The following is a 20,465-nucleotide window of genomic DNA, read 5'->3' on the forward strand; positions in this document are numbered from 1 at the left end:
GATGAGCACTCCCACGCGCGACCAGGTGCTGGCCGCCCCCAAGGTCCTGCTGCACGACCACCTCGACGGCGGGCTGCGTCCGCAGACCATCGTGGAGCTCGCCGCCGAGATCGGCCACGAGCTCCCGGCTCCCGACGCGGAGTCGCTCGGTCGCTGGTTCACCGAGTCCGCCGACTCGGGCTCGCTGGTGCGCTACCTCGAGACCTTCGACCACACCGTGGCGGTGATGCAGCACGGCCCGGCGATCGCGCGGGTGGCCCGCGAGTGCGTCGAGGACCTCGCCGCCGACGGCGTGGTCTACGCCGAGGTGCGCTACGCGCCGGAGCAGCACGTGTCGGCCGGGATGACCCTCGACGAGGTCGTCGCCGCCGTCCAGGAGGGCTTCGACGCGGGCATGGCGGCGGCGGGCGGCCGGATCGTGGTGCGCCAGCTGCTGACCGCGATGCGCCACCAGGCCCGCTCGATGGAGATCGCCGAGCTGGCGATCGCGTGGCGCGACCGCGGGGTCGCCGGCTTCGACATCGCCGGCGCGGAGGCGGGGTTCCCGCCCACCCGCCACCTCGACGCCTTCGAGTACCTCCAGCGCGAGAACGCCCACTTCACCATCCACGCCGGCGAGGCCTTCGGGCTGCCGTCGATCTGGGAGGCGATCCAGTGGTGCGGTGCCGACCGGCTCGGCCACGGCGTACGGATCATCGACGACATCACCGTGGGCGACGACGGCTCGGTCGAGCTCGGTCGGCTGGCGGCCTACGTCCGGGACAAGCGGATCCCGCTGGAGATGTGCCCCAGCTCCAACATCCAGACCGGCGCCGCCGAGTCGTTCGACCAGCACCCGATCGGGCTGCTGACCAAGCTCCGGTTCCGGGTGACGGTCAACACCGACAACCGGCTGATGAGCGGCACGTCGATGACCCGGGAGATGTTCGGGCTGGTCGAGGCCTTCGACTACACGCTCGAGGACCTGCGGTGGTTCACCATCAACGCGATGAAGTCGGCCTTCCTGCCCTTCGACGAGCGGCTGGCGATCATCGAGGACGTCATCAAGCCGGGCTACGCCGCGCTCAGCGGCGAGTAGCCGAGGAACCGGCGGTCAGCTCGGCGTAGGCCTGGTCACCGGTCGCTCGGCGGCAGCCCGCGCGGAGGGCGTGGGCGACCACGCGCTGCTGGTCGCGCATGAGCGCCAGCCCGCGCCGGACGAGCACGAGCGGCGGCTTGCGGTGCTCGCGCAGGTCGCGGGTCAGGCGGCGCCAGAAGGTGACCGCCGGGTGCTGGGTGATGCAGTACGCCGCCGCCAGCATGCCCTCCTCACGGCACGCGGCCACCACGTCGGGCGCGAAGATCCCCTCCGCCACGAACCGGTCGGCACCCCCGAGGTCGACGGTGCGGGAGCCGCACCGGCCGTTCTGCGCGATCTCGTAGACGGGCACCTCGCTGCGACCGGTGGCGCACAGCTCGCGCAGCGCCGCCAGCGCGTCGTCGCGGTGCCACGACGCCGGGTCGTCCCAGTCGACCAGGCCGGCGTTGGCGCCGTGGTCGATGCGGGGGAGGGTCGGGTCGTCGCCGTCCTTGTAGAAGTCGTCGAGGCGGAGGACCGGCAGGCCGAGCCGCTCGGCGAGGCGGGACTTCCCGGCGCCGCTCGGCCCGGCCAGGACGATCACCTGGGCTGTGCTCATGCTCACGTACTCATTTCCTCGTTCGCCCACGGGGGCTGTGGCCGAGGACTAGTCTCGCCCAGACCCCGGATCGATGTTCTTGTGGGAGGACCTCATGAGTCTGGACGACTCGACGACCGCGCCCGAAGGCGCGGACACCACCGGCGGTCGGCACCGGCCTGCCGGTCCCGGCGGCCGCACCCTGCTGCTGGGCGGCCTCGCCCTGCTGCTGGTCGTCGGCGTGGCCGGCTTCTTCGCGCTGGGCGGTGACAAGGGTGCCGAGGCCTCCGACTGCGTGTCCGAGAAGGTCACCCTGACGACTGCGCCCGTCATGGAGGACCTGGTCCACCAGGCCGTCAAGGACGTCAACGCCGACGAGCCGTGCATCGACATCGTCGTCACCGCCGGCACCGTCAAGGACGTGGTCGCGCTGCTGGCCGACCCCAACGCCGAGCTCCCCGAGATCTGGATCCCGGACAGCCCGACCTGGAAGGGCCAGCTCACCTCCGCCGGCTGGACCGGCACGCCGGTCGCCGAGGTGCTCGCCCAGACGCCCGTCGGCCTGGTCGGCGGCCCGGCCGCCAAGGCGCCCGCCTCGTGGGCCGCTGCGCTCGACGGGGGCTCGCTCGCGATGTCCGATCCGAGCGCGCAGGGTGCCTCCGCGCTCGCGCTGCTCGCGCCGTACGCCGAGATGAAGGCCACCGGTGAGACCGCCCTGACGATCGAGGAGAAGACCGTCCCGGTCGCGCAGACCTTCGGCGAGCGCGCCGTCGAGGGCGCCTCCACCGAGGCCGACCTGTCGACGATCGCCGCGTCCAGCACCCAGCTCGTCCCGGCGACCGAGCAGGCCTACCTCGCGGCCCGCCGCAGCAACGACCAGCTCACCCTGGTGGCGCCCCAGACGGGCGTGCCGATGCTGCAGTACCCGCTGGTCGACGTGAACCGGGGCAACCTGGACGTGATGGCGTCCGGCGGTGACCTCTCGGCCCGGGTGGCCCGCGCGATCGGGCGCTGGTTCACCTCCGGCGCCGGCGTCGACGCCATCGCCGCCGCCGAGCTGCGCGGCCCCGACGGCGCCCCGCTGCCCAACGGCATCGGGCTCGGCGACTCCCGCGTGCTGGCGAAGGTGGCGCAGAAGACCACCGACGACACGCTGCGCCAGTGGCGCGTGCTCTCGGTCCCGTCCAGCATCCTCGCGGTGGTCGACCTCTCCGGGTCGATGAAGACCGCGATCGGCGACACGACCCGCATCCAGCTCGCGGTGCAGGCCTCGCAGGTGGCGCTCGACGCGTTCCCGGCCCAGGCCCGGATCGGCATCTGGGGCTTCTCGAAGAACCGCGGCGAGGGCGGGGTCTCCTACCAGGAGTACGCCACCCTCGACCGGCTCGACGCCGACGCCGGCGCCGCCGGCACCCACGGCGAGGTGGTGCGCAAGGAGGCCGACGCCCTCGTCGGCCGGGTCCGCGGCGCGACCGGCCTGATGGACACCACCCTCGCGGCGTACAAGTACGCGCAGGAGAAGTGGGACCCGGCGTGGTTCAACTCCGTGGTGATCTTCACCGACGGCGCCAGCGACGACTCCAGCTCGCTGTCGCTGGAGTCGCTCGTCAACCAGCTCAAGTCGGTCCGCGACCCGGCCAAGCCGGTCAAGGTGATCATCATCGGCATCTCGCAGGACTCCGACACCGGTGAGCTCGACCAGATCGCCGCGGCGACCGGTGGTCAGAACTACCTGGTGAACAACCCCAACGAGATCCTCGGGGTGCTCGCCCAGGCGCTGCTCAACCGCTGACCCGGCACACGACGAAGGCCCCCACGCATCGCGTGGGGGCCTTCGTCGTGCTCGGGGCCTGCTGTTGGCCGGGGTGTCACGCCACAGGGGGCGTGCAGGCGCGGCCGACCACGTCCACCCACAGCTCTGGGTGGGTCGCCCAGAAGTCGTGGGGAGCGTCCGGCACGACGGAGAAGCGCCCGTTCGGCAGCAGTTCCGCGAGCTGCTGCAGCGGCCATGACGGACGTACGTCGGCTCCGGCTGCGACGAGGTTGACCGGCACCGTGCAGTCGGCCAGCCGCCGCCACAGGTCTGGCCGATGGATCCAGTCGGTGAAGGACGCGCTGAGCGAGCTCCACACGTCAGCGGCGACCTCAATCGGCACGTCCGGCTCGAGGGGCGCACCGGCCTCGTACGCCTCCGACCACGTGCGGTCGCGCTGCGGCCCGCGTCCCGCGATGCCGATGACCCGGGCGATCGACTCCGGGTGGTCCAGCGCGTAGCGGACCGCGAGGTCACTGCCCCACGAATGCCCGAGCACGGTCCACGTCTCGACACCAGCCTCGCGACGTACGGCCTCGAGGTCGGCGATCGCACGCTGCATGTCGTGGGCGCCGCCCCCGGACCGACCGACGCCGCGCGGTTCGGGGAACCAGCACCGGTGACCCGGCACGGCCAGCTCGTCCCGCTCGAGGTACTGGACACAGCCCGGGCCGCCTGTCAGCACGACCACGTCGGGCCCGCTGCCCGTCACCCCGACGTGCAGGACGACACCGTCCACGTCCACCCACCGTGACTCCACCGCGCGAGGCTACCGACCCCCGCGCCACGTAGGCAGCTCGGCGGTCGACCGTCGAGGTCCACGCTCGATGTGCGACCGGCGCCGTCGAACTGCCTACTTCCGTCGGTCCAGGGGCGTGGGACGCGCGTGCCGACACCATGAAGGCAGTTCGGGGCAGGACCGGTGGTTCCCACGCTCCGCTCCGCTCTGACGACTGCGAACTGCCTGCATGGTGCGCGGGTGACGCAGCAGAAGGCCCCCGGAGATCACTCCGGGGGCCGTCGCTGGCGGTGAGGCGTCTCAGACGCCGATCGGGTGCCAGATCGTCTTGGTCTCCTGGAACCGCGTCATCCGGTCGAGGCCGGGCTCGGCGAGCCAGTCGGTGTCGGGCTCGGGGCGGCGCACGCGCTTGAGGTTGTCGGCCGCCGCCACCTCGAGGTCGGTGGCGAGCGCCTCGTCCTCCACGCCGGTCAGGTCGATGCCGTTGACGTCCATGTGGGAGGCCAGCCAGGGCGCGATCTCGGCCTGCGAGCCGGTGAGCACGTTGACGACGCCGCCGGGCAGGTCGCTGGTGGCCATCACCTCGCCGAGCGTGACGGCGGTGAGCGGGTGCGGCTCGCTCGCGACCACGACGACGGTGTTGCCGGTGACGATGAGCGGCGCGACGACGCTGACCAGCCCCAGGAGCGGGCTGCGGGGCGCGACCACGGCGATCACGCCGCTGGGCTCGGGCGTCGACAGGTTGAAGTACGGCCCGGCGACCGGGTTGGCGTTGCCGACGACCTGGGTGAGCTTGTCGGCCCACCCGGCGTACCAGACCAGACGGTCGATCGCGGCGTCGACGGCGGCGCGGGCCTTCGCGGGCGAGATGCCCTCGGCGGCGCGCAGCTCGGCCTCGAACTGCTCGCGGCGGCCCTCCAGCACCTCGGCGATGCGGTAGACGACCTGCGCGCGGTTGTAGGCGGTCCGCCCCGACCAGCCGCCGAACGCGGCGCGGGCGGCGACGACGGCGTCGCGGGCATCCTTGCGGGAGGCCTGGGAGGCGTTGGCCATCAGGCGGCCCTTGGCGTCGTTCACGATGTAGGACCGTCCGGACTCGGAGCGGGGGAACTGCCCGCCGATGTAGAGCTTGTACGTCTTGCGCACGTCGATGCGGCTCACGCGTCCGCTCCCTTCAGGTAGGCCTCGAGACCGTGGCGGCCACCCTCGCGGCCGTAGCCGGACTCCTTGTAGCCGCCGAACGGCGAGGTCGGGTCGAACTTGTTGAACGTGTTGGCCCACACCACGCCGGCGCGCAGCCGGTTGGCCATGGAGAGGATCCGCGAGCCCTTGTCGGTCCACACGCCGGCCGACAGGCCGAACGGGGTGTTGTTGGCCTTCTCGACCGCCTCGGAGGGCGTGCGGAAGGTCAGCACGGACAGGACCGGGCCGAAGATCTCCTCGCGGGCGATCCGGTGGGCCTGCGAGACGCCGGTGAAGACGGTCGGGGCGAACCAGTAGCCGTTGGCGGGCAGGTCGCACGGGGCCGACCAGCGCTCGGCGCCCTCGGCCTCGCCGATGTCGGACAGCTCGCGGATCTTGGCGAGCTGCTCGGCGGAGTTGATCGCGCCGACGTCGGTGTTCTTGTCGAGCGGGTCGCCCACGCGCAGCGTCGCCATGCGGCGCTTGAGCCGCTCCATGACCTCGTCGGCCACGGACTCCTGCACGAGCAGGCGCGAGCCGGCGCAGCACACGTGGCCCTGGTTGAAGAAGATGCCGTTGACGATGCCCTCGACGGCCTGGTCGAGCGGGGCGTCGTCGAAGACGATGTTGGCAGCCTTGCCGCCGAGCTCGAGGGTGACCTTCTTCTCGGTGCCGGCGACGGCACGCGCGATGGCCTTGCCGACCTCGGTCGAGCCGGTGAACGCGACCTTGTCGACGTCGGGGTGCGCCACGATCGCGCGGCCGGTGTCGCCGGCGCCGGTGACGATGTTGACGACGCCCGGCGGGAGGTCGGCCTGCTGGCAGATCTCCGCGAACAGCAGCGCGGTCAGCGGGGTGGTCTCGGCCGGCTTCAGCACGACGGTGTTGCCGCACGCGAGGGCCGGGGCGATCTTCCACGCCAGCATCAGCAGCGGGAAGTTCCACGGGATGACCTGGCCGGCCACGCCGAGCGGGGTGGAGCCGTAGCCGGAGTACTCCAGCTTGTCGGCCCAGCCGGCGTAGTAGAAGAAGTGGGCGGCGACGACGGGGATGTCGACGTCGCGCGACTCCTTGATCGGCTTGCCGTTGTCGATCGACTCCAGGACGGCGAGCTCGCGGCCGCGCTCCTGGATGATCCGGGCGATCCGGTAGAGGTACTTGGCGCGCTCGGCGCCCGACATCCGCGACCAGACACGGGTGTACGCGCGACGGGCGGCCTTCACGGCCTCGTCGACGTCGGCGTCGGTGGCCTCGGCGACCTCGGCCAGGACCTCCTCGGTGGCGGGGTTGACGGTCTTGAACGCCTTGCCGTGGCCGTCGACGAACTCGCCGTTGATGAACAGGCCGTAGGACGGCTTGATGTCGACGACGGCGCGCGACTCGGGGGCGGGGGCGTACTCGAAGGGGGTGCTCATCGGCCTCAGTCCAGCGTGAAGTAGTCGGGACCGGAGTAGCGACCGGTCGTCATCTTGGTGCGCTGCATCAGCAGGTCGTTGAGCAGCGTGGAGGCGCCGAAGCGGAACCAGTCGGGGTCGAGCCAGTCCTGCCCGGCGACCTCGTTGACCATCACGAGGTACTTGATGGCGTCCTTGGTGGTCTTGATGCCACCGGCGGGCTTCACGCCGACCATCTGGCCGGTCTGCTCGCGGAAGTCGCGGACCGCCTCGAGCATGATCAGGGTCACCGGGAGGGTGGCGGCGGGCTGCACCTTGCCGGTGGAGGTCTTGATGAAGTGGCCGCCGGCCATCATCGCCAGCCAGCTCGCGCGGCGGACGTTGTCGTAGGTCTGGAGCTCGCCGGTCTCGAAGATCACCTTGAGGTGCGCGTCGCCACAGGCCTCCTTGACCTGGGCGATCTCCTCGAAGACCTCGAGGTAGCGGCCAGAGAGGAAGGCGCCACGGTCGATGACCATGTCGATCTCGTCGGCGCCGGCCTCGACGGCGTCGCGGGTGTCGGCGAGCTTGATGTCCATCGCCGCCCGACCGCTCGGGAACGCCGTCGCGACGGCCGCGACGTGGACGCCGCTGTCGCCGAGGGTCTGCTTGGCGGTGGCGACCAGGTCGGGGTAGACGCAGACCGCCGCGGTGGCCGGGCAGGTCGGGTCGGCGGGGTCGGGACGCATCGCCTTCGAGGCGAGCGCGCGGACCTTGCCGTGCGTGTCCTGGCCCTCGAGCGTGGTCAGGTCGACCATGCGGATGGCCAGGTCGATGGCGTACGCCTTCGCCGTGGTCTTGATGGAACGGGTGGCCAGACCGGCGGCGCGGGCCTCGCACCCGACCTGGTCGACCCCCGGGAGGCCGTGGAGGAAGCGGCGGAGCGAGGAGTCGGACCGCACGATGTCGTCGAAGGCACCGTGGGTCGAGGGGGCGCTCGCCGTTGAGCTGGGAGTGGGTGTCACCGACCCAGCATAGAGTTGGCCGCGAACGGCCCGACAATCCGCGGAGGGCCAAGGTCTGCCCAAATCGGAGGCTCTTCCATGTCACGCGTGCAGCAGGACCAGGACCCGGTCGTGGAGCGGTTCCACGCCACCAGCGGCCGGGTGACCGGCTGGATGGCGCTGGTCCTGGCCGCGATCGTGGTCGTGGCCGGCGTGGTCTACCTCGACGACGGCTTCCCGGCGTGGGTGATCGGCGTCGCGCTGCTCGGCGGCGTGCTCGCGTGGGCCGCGATGCTGCGCCCGGCGCTCTGGGCGACCGGCGACCACCTCGTCATGCGCAACCTCGCCGAGACCGTCCACATCCGGCTCGCGGCCGTCGAGGAGATGGCCGTGCGCCAGGTCCTCGCGGTCCGCGCCGACGACCGGCGCTGGGTCTCCACCGTCGTCGGCCGCTCGTGGCGCAAGGCCATCCGCTCGGGGAGCGGCCCGGGGGCGGGGGCGGAGCCCACGGAGGGCATGGCCTACGCCGACTTCGTCGAGCACCGCCTCCACGAGCTCGTCGACCAGGCCCGCACCGCCGCCGGGGTCCGGCCGGGGTCGCCGGAGCAGCTCGCGCTGCCCGACGCGGTGCGGCGTCGGCGCGACGCCCTGCCGCTCGCGCTGATCGGCGCGTCCGTCGTGGTGCTGGTGCTCACGTTCGTGCTCTGACCTCGGCGTCGTGCCGGGCCTCGAGGCCGTCGAGGACCAGCGCCAGGCCGTGGTCGAACTCGTTGCCGTAGGCGTAGTCGCGCCCCGACACCTGCTCGGCGACCATCTCGGCCAGGTGCGGGTGGTCGACCAGCGCCCCCGCGATCCCGGCCAGGAACTCCTCGGTGGACTCGCCGGGCTCGAAGGGCAGGTTCACCTCGGTGAGCACGAAGCCGTAGGTGTAGGCGTCGAGCACCGAGAAGGCGTGCGCCGCCAGGGCCACCGTGAATCCCGCGGTGCGCAGGCAGCCGAGCACGGAGTCGTGGTGGCGCAACGACGCAGGGCCGGGGGAGCGGCGCGACTCGATGAGGCCGAGCCCCCACGGGTGCGCGGCGAGGACGCGCCGTGCGGAGTGGGCGCGGGTCTCCATCTCCGCGCGCCAGGGGAGTCCCGCGGTCGGCGTCGCGATCTGGGCGAAGAGCCAGTCGGCCAGGCCGTCGAGCAGGGCGTCCTTGCTGGCGACGTGGTGGTAGAGCGACATCGCCTCGACCCCGAGCTCGCGCCCGACGCTGCGCATGCTCACCCCGCCGAGGCCGGCGGCGTCGGCGACCCGGCCCGCCGCCTCGACGACGCGCTGGTGGGTGAGGGGTGGTCTGGACACGTGGTGCTCCTCGGGTGGCGTGACTTACGGCCGTAAGGCTACTCTGGTGCCACCAGGCTTACGGGTGTAAGGGAGAGTGGCGATGAGGGCAGCGGTGGTGGAGCGGTACGGACCGCCCGAGGTGGTGCAGGTGCGCGACGTCCCCGCGCCGGACGTGCGCCGCGGGCGGCTGCTGGTGCGCGTGCGCGCCACGGCGGTGACCTCGGCCGACGGCCGGATCCGGGCGGCCCGGTTCCCGCGCGGGTTCGGCCCGTTCGCGCGGCTCGCCTTCGGCGTACGACGACCGCGGCGCACCGTGCTCGGCGGTGTCTTCTCGGGGGTGGTCGAGGAGGTCGGTCCCGGCGTGAGCGGCTTCAGCGTCGGCGACGAGGTCTGCGGCATGACCGGTGTCTCGTTCGGCGGCCACGCCGAGCTGGTCTGCGTCCCCGCCGCGAAGACCTCGCGCAAGCCCGCCGGCGTCTCGCACGAGGACGCCGCCGGCGTGCTGTTCGGCGGTGCCACCGCCCTGCACTTCCTGGGTGACCGGGTGCGGCCGGGCCAGCGGGTGCTGGTCAACGGTGCCTCGGGGGCGATCGGCACGGCAGCCGTCCAGCTCGCCCGGAACGCGGGCGCCCACGTCACGGCCGTGTGCAGCGGCCGCAACGCCGACCTGGTGCGGTCGCTGGGCGCCGACGAGGTCGTCGACCACACCACGACGTCGGTGCTCGACCTGCCCGCCACCCACGACGTGGTCCTGGACACGGTCGGGAACCTCGACCGGCACAGCGGACGACGCCTGCTGGCGCCGGGCGGCGTGGTGCTCCTGGCGGTCGCGGGCCTCACCGACGTGGTGCTGGCCCGCGGTGACGTCCGGGCGGGCACGAGCGCCGAGGACCCCGCCGTGTTCGACCGCCTGCTCGCCCTCGTGGCCGCCGGCGACCTCGACCCGGTGGTCTCCCGCACGCTGCCGCTCGACGAGGTCGTCGAGGCGCACCGCGTGGTCGACTCGGGCCGCAAGGTCGGGAGCCTGGTCCTCACGCCCTGAGCGCGGCCCGGCGGGCGGCCTCCGTCCCGGGCGTGGGGAACCAGCGCGCGACCACGGCGGACTGGGCCAGCGTCCACGTCGAGCTCATCACCCAGTAGCCCAGCAGCGCGACCGGCACCACCCCCGCCGACAGCAGCACGCCGAGGGCCGACAGGGTCGGCATCAGCCGCTGGGCGGTGGCCATCGCCTCCGGCAGGCCGTCGGTGACGGTGTTGGGCAGCACGAAGAAGTGCTGGGTGGCGAAGGACAGCGCGGCCGCCGTGGCGGCCAGCGCCACGACGACCACGAGGTGGGCGGCGCCCGAGCCGAGGTAGCCGTGGGTGGCGAGCGAGACGCCGAGCACGGAGGCGGTGCCGAGCGACGACACCAGCGAGGGCGTCATCGCCCCCACCGCGGAGCCGGACGCGACCTCGGACAGCAGGTGGTAGAGGCCGATCCACACGGGCAGCTGGACGAGCAGCGGCAGGCAGCCGAGCCGGCTCACGCCGTGCTCGGCCGAGAGGGCGCGCCGCTCCTCGACCATGGCGCGGAGGCTGTCCGCGTCGGTCCGGCCGCGGTAGCGCTCCGCGAGCTCGCGCAGGTGCGGCCGGGCGCGGGCGCCGGCGTGGGCCTGGCGCACGCCGTGCACGACGAAGGGCAGCATCGCGGTGCGGACGAGGACGACGACCACGGCGACGCAGGCCAGCCAGGTGACCGCGGACGCGGGGTCCGCGCCGAGCGAGGTGAGGGCGTCGTGGGCGGTCGCGAGGACCGCGGCGAGGGCGTGCTTGACGGGTTCGAGCAGGGACATGAGGGCTCCTGGGACGGGAGGGACGGGGTCTGCGGACGTCGCCGGGGCGACGGGTCAGACCAGTCCAGGAGCGCGCGGACGCAGCGGGTGGTGCACCACGTCGGTGGTGCGGCCGGCCAGCACGAGCGGCACCGACGCCGCGCGGCGGCGTGGCCGGAGCGCGTGGACGCCTGCTGCCGGCACGGCGCGCAGCGCGCCGTGGCCGATCGGTGCGGCGGCTGCGACGAGGACCGCCAGCAGCACGACCGCCTGCGCGGCCAGCTCGGGCATCGCCGGGGCGAGGGACGCGCCGGCCACGACGGACAGCACGAGCGCCGTCGCCACGTCGAGACAGGTCCTCACCACGTCGCGAGCCTAGCCGGTGCGCGGACGGTCAGTCCTGGGCGAGCACGACGACGCGGTCGCCCGGCCCGGTCGTGAGGGTCGTCGACTTGGACGGGTTGACCCGGACCCCGAACTCCGCGCCGGTCTCCGACAGCGAGTCGGACTTCCAGCCGATCGCGACCTCGCCGCGGCGGACGGCGCCCTCGACGACGGTGGCCCACGCGACCTCGACGCCGGGACGGACGTACCACTCGGCCGGCCGCAGGTAGATCTCGGCGCCGTCGGCACCGAGGAGCTCGGCGAAGACCGCCTCGAGCCGGGCGTCCTCCGAGAGCTGGGTGACGATGAGGCTGACGAACTCGCCGCTGACCACGACGTCGTCGATGTCGGCGACCTGGGCGAGCACCCGGTTGCGGTCGTCCATCATCTCGCTGACCACCGCGGTCTCGCCGTCGAGCCGGGCCAGGATGTCGCGGACGTGCAGCAGGGTGACGAGGGTGCGCGCGTCGGCCGCCTGCGGCGCGAGGTCGTCGGAGTAGCACAGCACGATGACCTGGTCGAGGCCGGCGACGACGTGCTCGTCGAGGGTGGCGCGGTCGGTCGTCACCCCGCGCACCACCTCGACCGCGAGGTGCTCCAGCGGCGGGACGCGAGGCTCGCCGTGGGAGGTGAGCACGGTGATCGTCGAGCCCGGCGCGGCATACCGGTCGAGCTCGCGCAGCATCAGCGGGGCACGCTCGTTCCAGCCGATCATCACCGCGCGGCCGGGGTGCTGGTCGACCGCCGTGGTCTCCCCGAGGTGTGCCTCGACCGGCGGTGCCAGGGCGGCGCCGGCGGCGTCCAGCACGGAGTCGTCCTCGGCCACCAGGACGAGGGCGTGCCCGGCGATCACGGTGTCGGGCGGCGGGCAGAGGCGGCTGCCCCCGGGGCCCACCAGCCCGATCAGCGAGGCGCTCTCGAAGCGGTGCTGGGCCGCGCCGAAGGTCAGCCCGTCCAGCTCGTGGTCGGCGAGGAAGTAGATCTCGTCGCCGTCGTAGTCGAAGAGCTCGACGTAGACCGCCGACGCACCCGACTGGCGCGAGGTCTGGACGACCAGCTTGGCGACGGTCTCGCGGATGTCGAGCAGGGTGGTGCGCTCCGCACCGACCAGCCGCGCCGCCTCCAGGTTCGTCGGGTTGCGGATCTCGGCGACGATCCGCGGCCCGTCGCCACCCTCGTGGGTGAGCGCGAGCAGCGTCTTGATCACCTCGGCGTCGGGGTCCTCCGAGCCCGACGGCGCCAGCAGGATGACCGAGCGGGCCGCGTGGTGGCCCGAGACGGCGAGGTCGTCGACGTCCATCGGCGACCCGCTGCGGCACACGATCCGGGTGCCGCGCGGGTCGGGCACCTTGGCGCGGATCTCCTCCTCCATCTCGACCTTGTCGCGGTCGGCGAGGACCACGACCACCGGGCGTCGCCGGCTCTCGTTGGCGATCGCGAGCTCGCGCAGGATCGTGAAGATCGACTCCGACCAGCCGAGGATGACGGTGTGGTCGCGCTCCAGGACCAGGGAGCGCCCGCGCTGGAGCTCGGCGATCCGGGCGTCGATGCCGGCGGCGATGACGCCGATCAGCGCGCTGACGATGAACAGGCCGCCGACGGTGAGCACCAGCATGGTGAGGACGTAGCGCCACGGGCTGCCGGCGTCGCCGGCCACCGTGCCCGGGTCGAGGGCGTGCAGGAGCGCGTTGAAGACCTCGTCGCCGAGGCTCCCGCCCGCGTCGCCGCGCAGGCCGAGGCCGATGGTCAGCAGCGCGAAGACGACGATGAGCACCAGGGTCAGGGCAGTGAGCCAGGCGATGAGGGCGGGCGTCCCCCGCGACATCGAGTTGTCGAAGAGGTAGCGCGCCCGGTCGCGCCAGCTCGGCGCGGGGACCGCCCGTCGGCCGGTGGAGGCGGTGGCGCTGGTGGAGGCGCTGCTGGAGGAGGCGCGCTCACCCATCGCGCGGGTGGTGCGCGTGCGGAGCTGGCGACCGGTCTGTCCCATGGCGCTCATGGTGGGGCAGCGGCCCGTGCCGTGCAGGCCGTTCCGCGGAATGGGGCAGATCCGTCTAGCGCAGCTCGTACGCCCCGAGGTCGGGTCGACCGCGGACGGGTCGGCGGGTCGAGCCGGCCGGGTGGACGTACTCCAGCCGCGGGCGCCAGCGGGCCGGCACGCGGACGCCCCGGTCGACGGCGGGGGAGGAGGCGACCAGGCGGTAGTCGCCCGACGCGGGGTCGACGAACGCGCCACGCCGGACGCGGCGGTTGGCCCGGGCGTCCGCGCCCTCGCCCGCGGTCAGGTCACCGGGACCGACGAGCAGGTTGTTGCGCAGGACCGCCCGGCTGCCGATGGCCAGCGACAGGAAGGTGCCGCTGGAGCGCCGGTTCACGAAGGTGTTGTGCACGACGACGATCCGGTGCGACGGGTTCGTCAACCCCTCGGCGCCGTAGGAGACGAGGGTGGAGTTCTCCGACCGCGGGCCCTGGACGACCACGTTGCCGGCCACGAGCGACCGGCCGCCGTTCGGCAGGTCGATGGAGTAGCTCGCGGTCGCGTCCGCGTCGTCGAAGAGGTTGCCGACGACGGTGGTGCGGGCGGCCCGCGACTTGAGCTCGTGGCCGACGTCCGCACCCCAGAACCAGCTGCCGGTGACGGTGAGCGAGCGCACGGCGCCGACGTAGAGGTTGTGGGTGTAGCCGTCACCGCCCCCGTTGCGGAAGAAGCGCGAGCGGCGGATGACGATGTCGCTGGCCGGGTCGGCGCCGGTGAGGATGCCGTCCTGGTTGTCGTGGAACCAGCTGCGGGTGACGGTGAGGTCGGTGCCCTCCTGCCGGATCCCTGCGCCGTTCTGGTCCGGCACCTCCGCGCCGCTCATCTCGACGCGGTCGACCCGGGTGCGGTCGCCGGCGATCACCCAGATCGCCTTGCCCTGGGCGTCGTTGCCGTCGGCGCGCAGGTGGGCGCGTCCGCCGACCCCGCGCAGCGTGAGGTCGTCCTGGGTCCAGGTCGCGACGTCGCCGGAGTAGGTCCCGGCGTCGATCAGCACGGTGTCGCCGTCGCCGGCCACCGCGGCTGCGGCGCTCGGCGTGGCGAGGTCGCGGCCGGGTCCGACGTACCAGGTCCGCGGTGCCCGCTCGGCCGCCGCCGAGGGCACGGCCGCAGGGGCGGGGGAGGTGGCGAGCAGCCCCGACGTGAGGGCCAGGGCCAGGGCGGTGGTGGCGGAGGCCCGCTGTGCCCGCACCTCAGCCACCGAGGGGCTGCCCGAACGCGACGCCGCGCAGGTCGGCCTTGATCGCGTCGAGGCGTCCCGCGGCCGAGATGCGTGCCGCGTCGACGCCGTCGTCGGCGCCGGCCTCGACCGGGACGACCACCTCGAGGTAGCACTTGACCTTGGGCTCGGTGCCGCTCGGACGGACGATGACCCGGGCGCCCTCGGCGAGCGAATACCGCAGGCCGTCGGTGGGCGGCAGCAGGTCGGTGCCCTGGGACAGGTCCTCGGCCCGCTCGACCGCCAGCCCGCCGAGCTCCTGCGGCGGCGCGGACCGGAGCCGGTCCATCGTGGCCGGGATGTCGGCGAGGTCCTCGAAGCGCACCGACAGCTGGTCGGTGGCGTGCAGGCCGTGCTCGCGGGCGATGTCGTCGAGCAGGTCGACGAGGGTCCGGCCGTCGGCCTTGGCCTGCGCGGCGAGCTCGCAGACCAGCAGCAGCGCGGACACGCCGTCCTTGTCCTTCACGTGCTCGGGGTCGCAGCAGTAGCCGAGCGCCTCCTCGTAGCCGAAGGCGAGGCCCTCGACGCGGCCGATCCACTTGAAGCCGGTGAGGGTCTCCTCGTGCGGCTGCCCGGCGGCTGCGGCCATCTTGCCCAGCAGGCTCGAGGACACGATCGAGTTGGCGAAGGTGCCGGTGCGGCCCCGGGCGATCAGGTGGTGGGCCAGCAGCGCGCCGACCTCGTCGCCGCGCAGCATCCGCCAGCCGTGGGCGTCGGGCACCGCGACCGCGCAGCGGTCGGCGTCGGGGTCGTTGGCCACGACGAGGTCGGCCCGCTTCGCGGCGGCCAGCGCGAGGGCGAGGTCCATCGCCCCCGGCTCCTCGGGGTTGGGGAAGGAGACGGTCGAGAACTCCGGGTCCGGGTGCTCCTGCTCCTCGACCACGTGGGGCGCGTCGAAGCCGGCGGTCTCCAGCACCTGGGCGACGGTGGTGCCGCCCACGCCGTGCAGGGGGGTGTAGACCACGGACAGGTCGCGGGGGCCGTCCTCGGCCAGGCCTGCGACGGTGTCGAGGTAGCGGTCGACGATCTCCTCGGACACCAGCGTGCCGCCGTTGCCGCGCGGCAGGTCCGCGAGGGCGCCCACGGCGGCGATCCGCTCGGCGATGCCGCTGTCGGCGGGCGGCACGATCTGGCTGCCGTCGCCGAGGTAGACCTTGTAGCCGTTGTCCTGCGGCGGGTTGTGGCTGGCGGTGACCATCACGCCGGCGGCGCAGCCGAGCTCGCGGATGGCGAAGGCCAGCAGCGGGGTGGGCAGCGTCCGGGGCATGACGAGCGCCTTGAAGCCGGCGCCGGTCATGATCTCGGCGGTGTCGCGCGCGAAGACGTCGGAGTTGTGCCGGGCGTCGAAGCCGATGACGACCGAGCCGCCGGCGTGGCCGGTGTCGCGGAGGTAGGCCGCGAGGCCCGCGGCGGCGCGGGTGACCACCACGCGGTTCATCCGGTTCGGGCCGGCACCGAGCGCGCCGCGCAGGCCGGCCGTGCCGAACTCGAGGGTGCCGGCGAACCGGTCGGCGAGGTCGGTGTCCTCGCCGCGCTCGGCGGCGGCGACGACGGCCTCGAGCTCGGCTCGGGTCTGGTCGTCGGGGTCCTCGGCGGCCCATGCGCGGGCGTGCTCGATCAGCTCGGTCGGTGCGGTCATGGCGGCACCGTATCCCCACCGCTGTCGGTCGGTGCTGCCACGCTGTCACGATGATCGATCACCTGGGCATCAACTGCACCGACCTCGCCCGCGCGGCGACGTTCTACGACCGGGTCCTGGGCGTGCTCGGCCACCGGCGCGTGATGGACGTCGAGGTCGCCATCGGCTACGGCACCGAGGGCCCCGACTTCTGGATCAGCACCTTCGACGGAGTCGGCCCGAACCGCGAGGTCCACGTCGCCTTCACCGCCCCCGACGCCGCGACGGTGCGGGCCTTCCACGCCGAGGCGGTCGCCGCCGGGGCGGAGTCGCTGCACGAGCCGCGCCTGTGGCCGGAGTACCACCCCGGTTACTACGGGGCGTTCGTCCGCGACACCGAGGGCAACAACGTCGAGGCCGTCTGCCACTCCGGCGACTCCTGACCGCCCGGCAGGCGGGTGGGCAGCTCGCGGGTGCGGACGATGTCCGCGGCGACCAGCGCCAGCTTGCGGTTGAGCTCGTTCGACGCCCGCCTGAGGTAGTCCATGGCCTGGCGGGGATCGATGTCGAGCCGCTCCATCAGGACGCCCTGGGCCTGGCCGATGACCAGCCGGCTCTCCAGCGCGGCGCGCAGCTGCTCGATCTCCGTCTGCGCTGCACCCTGCGCGTCACTGGCGGGCGCGGTCATCGGGGACCGGCCGGTGCCAGCGTCCTCAGCGCCCCCGTGATCAGGGCAGCCGCCGGTTCCCCCGACCCCATCTCCGCCTCGATGCGCCGGTGGTCGAGTCCGTCGAACCACGCGAGGTGCACGGCGCGGGCCTGCGGGCGGGTGAGGCCGGACGCACGCAGGAACGGGTCGTGCACCTGGCTCATGACGGGCGCGCCGGGGGAGCGGTGGGCGAGCCGGCTCGCCGGCACGGCGAGCCGGCGCGCGGTGCCGAGGACCCAGGCCGCGGCGCCCGAGCTGGCGGGGTCGTAGGTCGCCGCACGGCGCCACACCTCGAGGAAGGCGTCGCAGGAGATCCGCTCCGCCTCGCCGGGGTCGCGCACCAGGCACGAGACCAGGCCGAACACGCGAGGGGCGAGCCGGTCGTAGAGATCGGTGAAGGCCGAGCGGTCCCCCCGGCCCGACCTGACGAGCAGCTCGTCGAGGGACGGGGGCCGCCCGTCACCGACGTGGGGTGTAGCTCCAACGGCCACAGGTGCCCTCCCAGACTTCCTGCTGCGGCATCATGCCTTGTGCACAAACCACTGGTGCACAAGGTATACGGCGTAGGGCAGACTGTGCGCATGAGGACGACCAAGGCGCCGCCGCTGGATGACCAGCTCTGCTTCGACCTCTACGCCGCGTCCCGCGCGGTGACGGCTGCCTATCGCCCCGTCCTCGACCAGCTCGGGATCACCTACCCGCAGTACCTGGTCCTGATCGTGCTCTGGGAGCACCAGAGCCGCACGGTGCGCGACCTGGCCGCGCGACTCCGGCTGGACCACGGGACCCTCACGCCGCTGCTCAAGCGGATGGAGGCGGCGGGCCTGGTCGAGCGTCGCCGGGACCACACCGACGAGCGCCTGGTCGTCGTGTCGCTGGCGGGCAAGGGGGAGGCGCTGCGCCGCCACGCCAAGGCGATCCACTGCGACATGGTCGACCAGCTCGGCCTCGCCCCGGCGGAGTTCGAGGAGCTGCAGGACACCCTGCGCACCCTGACCGCCCGGGTCTCGTCCCCGACGTCGTGAGCGCCACCGTCCTGTCGGTCAACGCCGGGGCGCTGGCCCCGGTCGCCGGCCTGCGCCGACCCAGCGGCATCCGCAAGCACCCCGTCGACCGGATCACCGTGCGCGACCCCGGGCCGAAGCACGGCGGCCTCGGCAGCGGGGTCGTCGGGGACGAGATCGGCAGCCGCAAGCACCACGGCGGCGAGACGCAGGCGGTCTACGCCGTCGCCCGCGAGGAGCTCGACTGGTGGGGCCGTGCGACCGGCCGGGACCTCGCCGACGGGATGTTCGGCGAGAACCTGACGACCAGCGGCCACGAGGTCGACGACGCCGAGATCGGCGAGCGGTGGCGCGTCGGGGCCGTGCTGCTCGAGGTGTGCGGCCCGCGCATCCCGTGCGCGACCTTCGCCGCCCACATGGCCGAGCCGCGGTGGGTGCGGCGCTTCACCGAGCGTGGCCGCACCGGCGCCTACCTCGCCGTCCGCGAGGCGGGGGTCGTCGAGCGCGACGACCCGATCGAGGTCGTGCACCGACCCGGCCACGGGCTCACGGTGCCGATGTTCTTCCGGGCCAGCATGGGCGACCGCGACCTGGCGCGGGTGCTGCTGGAGGCCGGCGTGCTGCCGCAGGTCGAGCACGACTGGCTCGCCTCGCGGGTGTGAGGCCCGCCCCCGGCCGGAGCCGGGGACGGACCGCCGTGGATCAGGACAGCGCGGCGACCGCGGCGTCGTAGTCGGGCTCGTGCCCGATCGCGTCGGTGAGCTGCGCGTGCAGCACCGTGCCGTCGGTGTCGAGGACGACGACCGCGCGGGCGAAGAGCTGGTCCCAGCCGCCGCCGTCGATGGCGACGCCGTAGTCCTGGCCGAACGAGGAGCGGAACGCCGAGCCGACGAGGACGTCCTCGATGCCCTCGGCGCCGCAGAAGCGGGCCTGGGCGAAGGGCAGGTCTCGCGAGACGCAGACGACGGCCGTGTTGTCGAGGCCGGCGGCGAGCTCGTTGAACTTCTTCACGCTCGCCTGGCACACGCCGGTGTCGATGCTCGGGAAGATGTTGAGCACGACGCGCTTGCCGGCCACCGAGGAGTCGGTGAGCGGCTGGAACTTCGCGTCGACCAGCTCGAAGCCCGGCGCCTTGGCGCCGACCGCGGGCAGCTCGCCGACGGTGCTGACGGTGGTGTCACCCAGTTGTGTGGTTGCCATGGGCCCATCCTGCCGCAGCAGTGCACGGCTCTTGCGCGCCGCCCTACAGTGCGGACGTGACCCGTGACGAGAAGCAGGACCGCACCGCCGTCATCGTCGAGGTGCTCCGCGACGCCTTCGCCCCGCTCATGCGGGCCGACCCCGCGGCGTTCCGCGCGAAGTACCGCAAGATGGCGCGCGACCCGCACGCCTTCTACCGCGGCACCGCCTGCCTGTTCTACAACGACGTCACCGCCGAGCCCGACGACTGGTCGCGCCACGGCGCGGAGCGGATCTGGATCCACGGCGACCTGCACGTGGAGAACTTCGGGACCTACCTCAACTCCGACGGCCGGCTCGTCTTCGACATCAACGACTTCGACGAGGCCTACCTCGGGCGCTTCACCTGGGACCTCCAGCGCTTCGCGGCGAGCCTGGCGCTGCTGGCGTGGCAGAAGGCGCTGCCGGAGGACGCGATCCGCAAGCTGATCGCCCACTACGCCCGCTCCTACCTCGCCCAGGTCAACCACTACGTCGAGTCCGACACCGACGACGACTTCGAGATCACCCTCGGCACCGCCCACGGGCCGGTGCTCATCGCGCTCGAGGAGGCCCGGGCGATGCGCCGGGCCGAGCTGCTCGACGGCATGACGGTGATGACGAAGGGCGTCCGGCGCTTCGCCGAGGACGCCTCGGTGCGCCGGCTCGGCCGCGAGGAGCGCAGCAAGGTCGTGGCCGCGTTCAAGGCCTACCTGGAGACGATCCCGCAGTCCAAGCGCTTCGACCGGGCGCTCTTCTACGAGCTGCGCGACGTCGTCGGCAAGTCCGGCTTCGGCATCGGCAGCGCGGGGCTGCCGGCCTACAACGTGCTCGTCGAGGGCTACAGCCAGGCCCTCGACAACGACGTGGTGCTGAGCATGAAGCAGGCCAACGTCCCCGCGGTGAGCCGGTTCGTCGACACCGGGGAGGTGGAGTCGTACTTCGGCCACGAGGGCCACCGCACGGTCGTGAGCCAGCGGGCCCTCCAGGTCCACACCGACCCGCTGCTCGGGCACACCAGCATCGACGGGGTCGGCTTCGTCGTCGCGGAGGTCTCGCCCTACGAGGTCGACCTCGACTGGGACGAGATCAACGAGCCCGCCGACATGCGCGCCGTCGTCGAGCTGCTCGGACGCGCGACCGCGAAGATCCACTGCGCCTCCGACGAGGACAGCCAGCAGGACCTGGTCGACTTCCAGGTCGAGGAGGCGATCGCGAAGTCGCTCGAGGGTCGCCGCAAGGACTACGTCAGCTGGCTGTGCGACTGGGGCATCGCCTACGCCGAGCGGGTCCGCGAGGACCACGCGCTGTTCGTCGACGCCTTCCGCGAGGGCCGGGTCGGGATCGCCGCGACCTGACCCCCGCGGGGCGGTC

Annotated in this window: 22 protein-coding genes; 8 read left to right on the forward strand and 14 right to left on the reverse strand. The window is 73.1% G+C overall.

Annotation, left to right across the window (positions count from 1 at the left end; all coding sequences use genetic code 11):
• Window position 1: 1 nt before the first annotated feature.
• The gene (locus LN652_RS18305) at window positions 2–1,078 is read left to right on the forward strand and encodes an adenosine deaminase (protein ID WP_230442016.1); all 1,077 of its coding nucleotides are present in this window, start codon (window positions 2–4) and stop codon (window positions 1,076–1,078) included.
• Here LN652_RS18305 and LN652_RS18310 read toward each other — a convergent pair.
• Window positions 1,065–1,676, reverse strand: coding sequence for a nucleoside/nucleotide kinase family protein (locus LN652_RS18310; protein WP_230442017.1), 612 nt, complete (start codon window positions 1,674–1,676; stop codon window positions 1,065–1,067). The genes LN652_RS18305 and LN652_RS18310 overlap by 14 nt on opposite strands.
• Before the next feature lie 94 nt (window positions 1,677–1,770).
• On the opposite strand from LN652_RS18310, the gene LN652_RS18315 reads away from it, so the two are divergent.
• Window positions 1,771–3,447 (forward strand): substrate-binding domain-containing protein, encoded by a 1,677-nt coding sequence (locus tag LN652_RS18315; RefSeq protein WP_230442018.1) that lies wholly within the window; start codon window positions 1,771–1,773, stop codon window positions 3,445–3,447.
• Window positions 3,448–3,523: 76 nt separating this feature from the next.
• On the opposite strand, the gene LN652_RS18320 is transcribed toward LN652_RS18315, so the two are convergent.
• The 4 genes from LN652_RS18320 to deoC all read right to left on the reverse strand — a co-directional run bounded on the left by LN652_RS18320 (window position 3,524) and on the right by deoC (window position 7,787).
• Complete coding sequence (locus LN652_RS18320; RefSeq protein ID WP_230442019.1) at window positions 3,524–4,228, reverse strand: alpha/beta fold hydrolase; 705 nt, start codon at window positions 4,226–4,228, stop codon at window positions 3,524–3,526.
• Window positions 4,229–4,507: 279 nt separating this feature from the next.
• Window positions 4,508–5,368, reverse strand: a complete 861-nt coding sequence (locus LN652_RS18325; protein WP_230442020.1) for an aldehyde dehydrogenase family protein — start codon at window positions 5,366–5,368, stop codon at window positions 4,508–4,510.
• Window positions 5,365–6,804: an aldehyde dehydrogenase family protein gene (locus LN652_RS18330; RefSeq protein ID WP_230442021.1), complete on the reverse strand. Its 1,440-nt coding sequence runs from the start codon at window positions 6,802–6,804 to the stop codon at window positions 5,365–5,367. The genes LN652_RS18325 and LN652_RS18330 overlap by 4 nt, the downstream gene beginning before the upstream one ends.
• A 5-nt stretch (window positions 6,805–6,809) precedes the next feature.
• Window positions 6,810–7,787, reverse strand: coding sequence for a deoxyribose-phosphate aldolase (deoC, locus tag LN652_RS18335; protein ID WP_230442022.1), 978 nt, complete (start codon window positions 7,785–7,787; stop codon window positions 6,810–6,812).
• Between the two features lie 78 nt (window positions 7,788–7,865).
• Between deoC and LN652_RS18340 the strand changes: the two genes are divergently transcribed.
• Entirely contained in the window at window positions 7,866–8,474 is a 609-nt protein-coding gene (locus LN652_RS18340; RefSeq protein WP_230442023.1) for a hypothetical protein, read from the forward strand.
• On the opposite strand, the gene LN652_RS18345 is transcribed toward LN652_RS18340, so the two are convergent.
• On the reverse strand, window positions 8,458–9,114 hold the full coding sequence (locus tag LN652_RS18345) for a TetR/AcrR family transcriptional regulator (protein WP_230442024.1): 657 nt from the start codon (window positions 9,112–9,114) through the stop codon (window positions 8,458–8,460). The two genes, LN652_RS18340 and LN652_RS18345, sit on opposite strands and share 17 nt — an antisense overlap.
• A gap of 82 nt (window positions 9,115–9,196) precedes the next feature.
• On the opposite strand from LN652_RS18345, the gene LN652_RS18350 reads away from it, so the two are divergent.
• The gene (locus tag LN652_RS18350; protein ID WP_230442025.1) at window positions 9,197–10,138 is read left to right on the forward strand and encodes an NAD(P)-dependent alcohol dehydrogenase; all 942 of its coding nucleotides are present in this window, start codon (window positions 9,197–9,199) and stop codon (window positions 10,136–10,138) included.
• On the opposite strand, the gene yidC is transcribed toward LN652_RS18350, so the two are convergent.
• From yidC to LN652_RS18375, 5 genes are all read right to left on the reverse strand, one after another.
• Window positions 10,128–10,928: a membrane protein insertase YidC gene (gene yidC / locus LN652_RS18355; protein ID WP_230442026.1), complete on the reverse strand. Its 801-nt coding sequence runs from the start codon at window positions 10,926–10,928 to the stop codon at window positions 10,128–10,130. The genes LN652_RS18350 and yidC overlap by 11 nt on opposite strands.
• A gap of 54 nt (window positions 10,929–10,982) precedes the next feature.
• Window positions 10,983–11,273 carry a hypothetical protein gene (locus LN652_RS18360; RefSeq protein ID WP_230442027.1) on the reverse strand — a complete coding sequence of 97 codons (291 nt, stop codon included), beginning with the start codon at window positions 11,271–11,273 and terminating at the stop codon, window positions 10,983–10,985.
• 28 nt (window positions 11,274–11,301) lie between these two features.
• Window positions 11,302–13,278, reverse strand: coding sequence for a CASTOR/POLLUX-related putative ion channel (locus LN652_RS18365; protein ID WP_230442028.1), 1,977 nt, complete (start codon window positions 13,276–13,278; stop codon window positions 11,302–11,304).
• A 64-nt stretch (window positions 13,279–13,342) separates the two neighbouring features.
• Window positions 13,343–14,524 (reverse strand): right-handed parallel beta-helix repeat-containing protein, encoded by a 1,182-nt coding sequence (locus LN652_RS18370; RefSeq protein ID WP_230442029.1) that lies wholly within the window; start codon window positions 14,522–14,524, stop codon window positions 13,343–13,345.
• Window positions 14,517–16,181, reverse strand: a complete 1,665-nt coding sequence (locus LN652_RS18375; RefSeq protein WP_230442030.1) for a phospho-sugar mutase — start codon at window positions 16,179–16,181, stop codon at window positions 14,517–14,519. The genes LN652_RS18370 and LN652_RS18375 overlap by 8 nt, the downstream gene beginning before the upstream one ends.
• A 50-nt stretch (window positions 16,182–16,231) precedes the next feature.
• On the opposite strand from LN652_RS18375, the gene LN652_RS18380 reads away from it, so the two are divergent.
• A complete protein-coding gene (locus LN652_RS18380) occupies window positions 16,232–16,603 on the forward strand; it encodes a VOC family protein (protein ID WP_230442031.1) in 372 nt (123 codons plus the stop codon).
• Here LN652_RS18380 and LN652_RS18385 read toward each other — a convergent pair.
• A complete protein-coding gene (locus LN652_RS18385; RefSeq protein WP_230442032.1) occupies window positions 16,534–16,848 on the reverse strand; it encodes an ANTAR domain-containing protein in 315 nt (104 codons plus the stop codon). The two genes, LN652_RS18380 and LN652_RS18385, sit on opposite strands and share 70 nt — an antisense overlap.
• Window positions 16,845–17,360, reverse strand: a complete 516-nt coding sequence (locus LN652_RS18390) for a sigma factor (protein WP_230442033.1) — start codon at window positions 17,358–17,360, stop codon at window positions 16,845–16,847. Before LN652_RS18390 ends, LN652_RS18385 begins: the two co-directional genes overlap by 4 nt.
• A gap of 90 nt (window positions 17,361–17,450) precedes the next feature.
• Between LN652_RS18390 and LN652_RS18395 the strand changes: the two genes are divergently transcribed.
• Window positions 17,451–17,894, forward strand: a complete 444-nt coding sequence (locus tag LN652_RS18395) for a MarR family winged helix-turn-helix transcriptional regulator (RefSeq protein WP_329958443.1) — start codon at window positions 17,451–17,453, stop codon at window positions 17,892–17,894.
• The gene (locus LN652_RS18400; RefSeq protein ID WP_230442034.1) at window positions 17,891–18,535 is read left to right on the forward strand and encodes an MOSC domain-containing protein; all 645 of its coding nucleotides are present in this window, start codon (window positions 17,891–17,893) and stop codon (window positions 18,533–18,535) included. The genes LN652_RS18395 and LN652_RS18400 overlap by 4 nt, the downstream gene beginning before the upstream one ends.
• A 40-nt stretch (window positions 18,536–18,575) precedes the next feature.
• Here LN652_RS18400 and tpx read toward each other — a convergent pair whose 3' ends face one another.
• Window positions 18,576–19,073 carry a thiol peroxidase gene (gene tpx / locus LN652_RS18405; protein WP_230442035.1) on the reverse strand — a complete coding sequence of 166 codons (498 nt, stop codon included), beginning with the start codon at window positions 19,071–19,073 and terminating at the stop codon, window positions 18,576–18,578.
• Window positions 19,074–19,129: 56 nt separating this feature from the next.
• On the opposite strand from tpx, the gene LN652_RS18410 reads away from it, so the two are divergent.
• A complete protein-coding gene (locus LN652_RS18410; RefSeq protein ID WP_230442036.1) occupies window positions 19,130–20,449 on the forward strand; it encodes a DUF2252 domain-containing protein in 1,320 nt (439 codons plus the stop codon).
• Window positions 20,450–20,465 lie beyond the last annotated feature (16 nt).

Origin of the sequence: Nocardioides okcheonensis, assembly GCF_020991065.1 — a bacterium.
Lineage (GTDB): Bacteria > Actinomycetota > Actinomycetes > Propionibacteriales > Nocardioidaceae > Nocardioides > Nocardioides okcheonensis.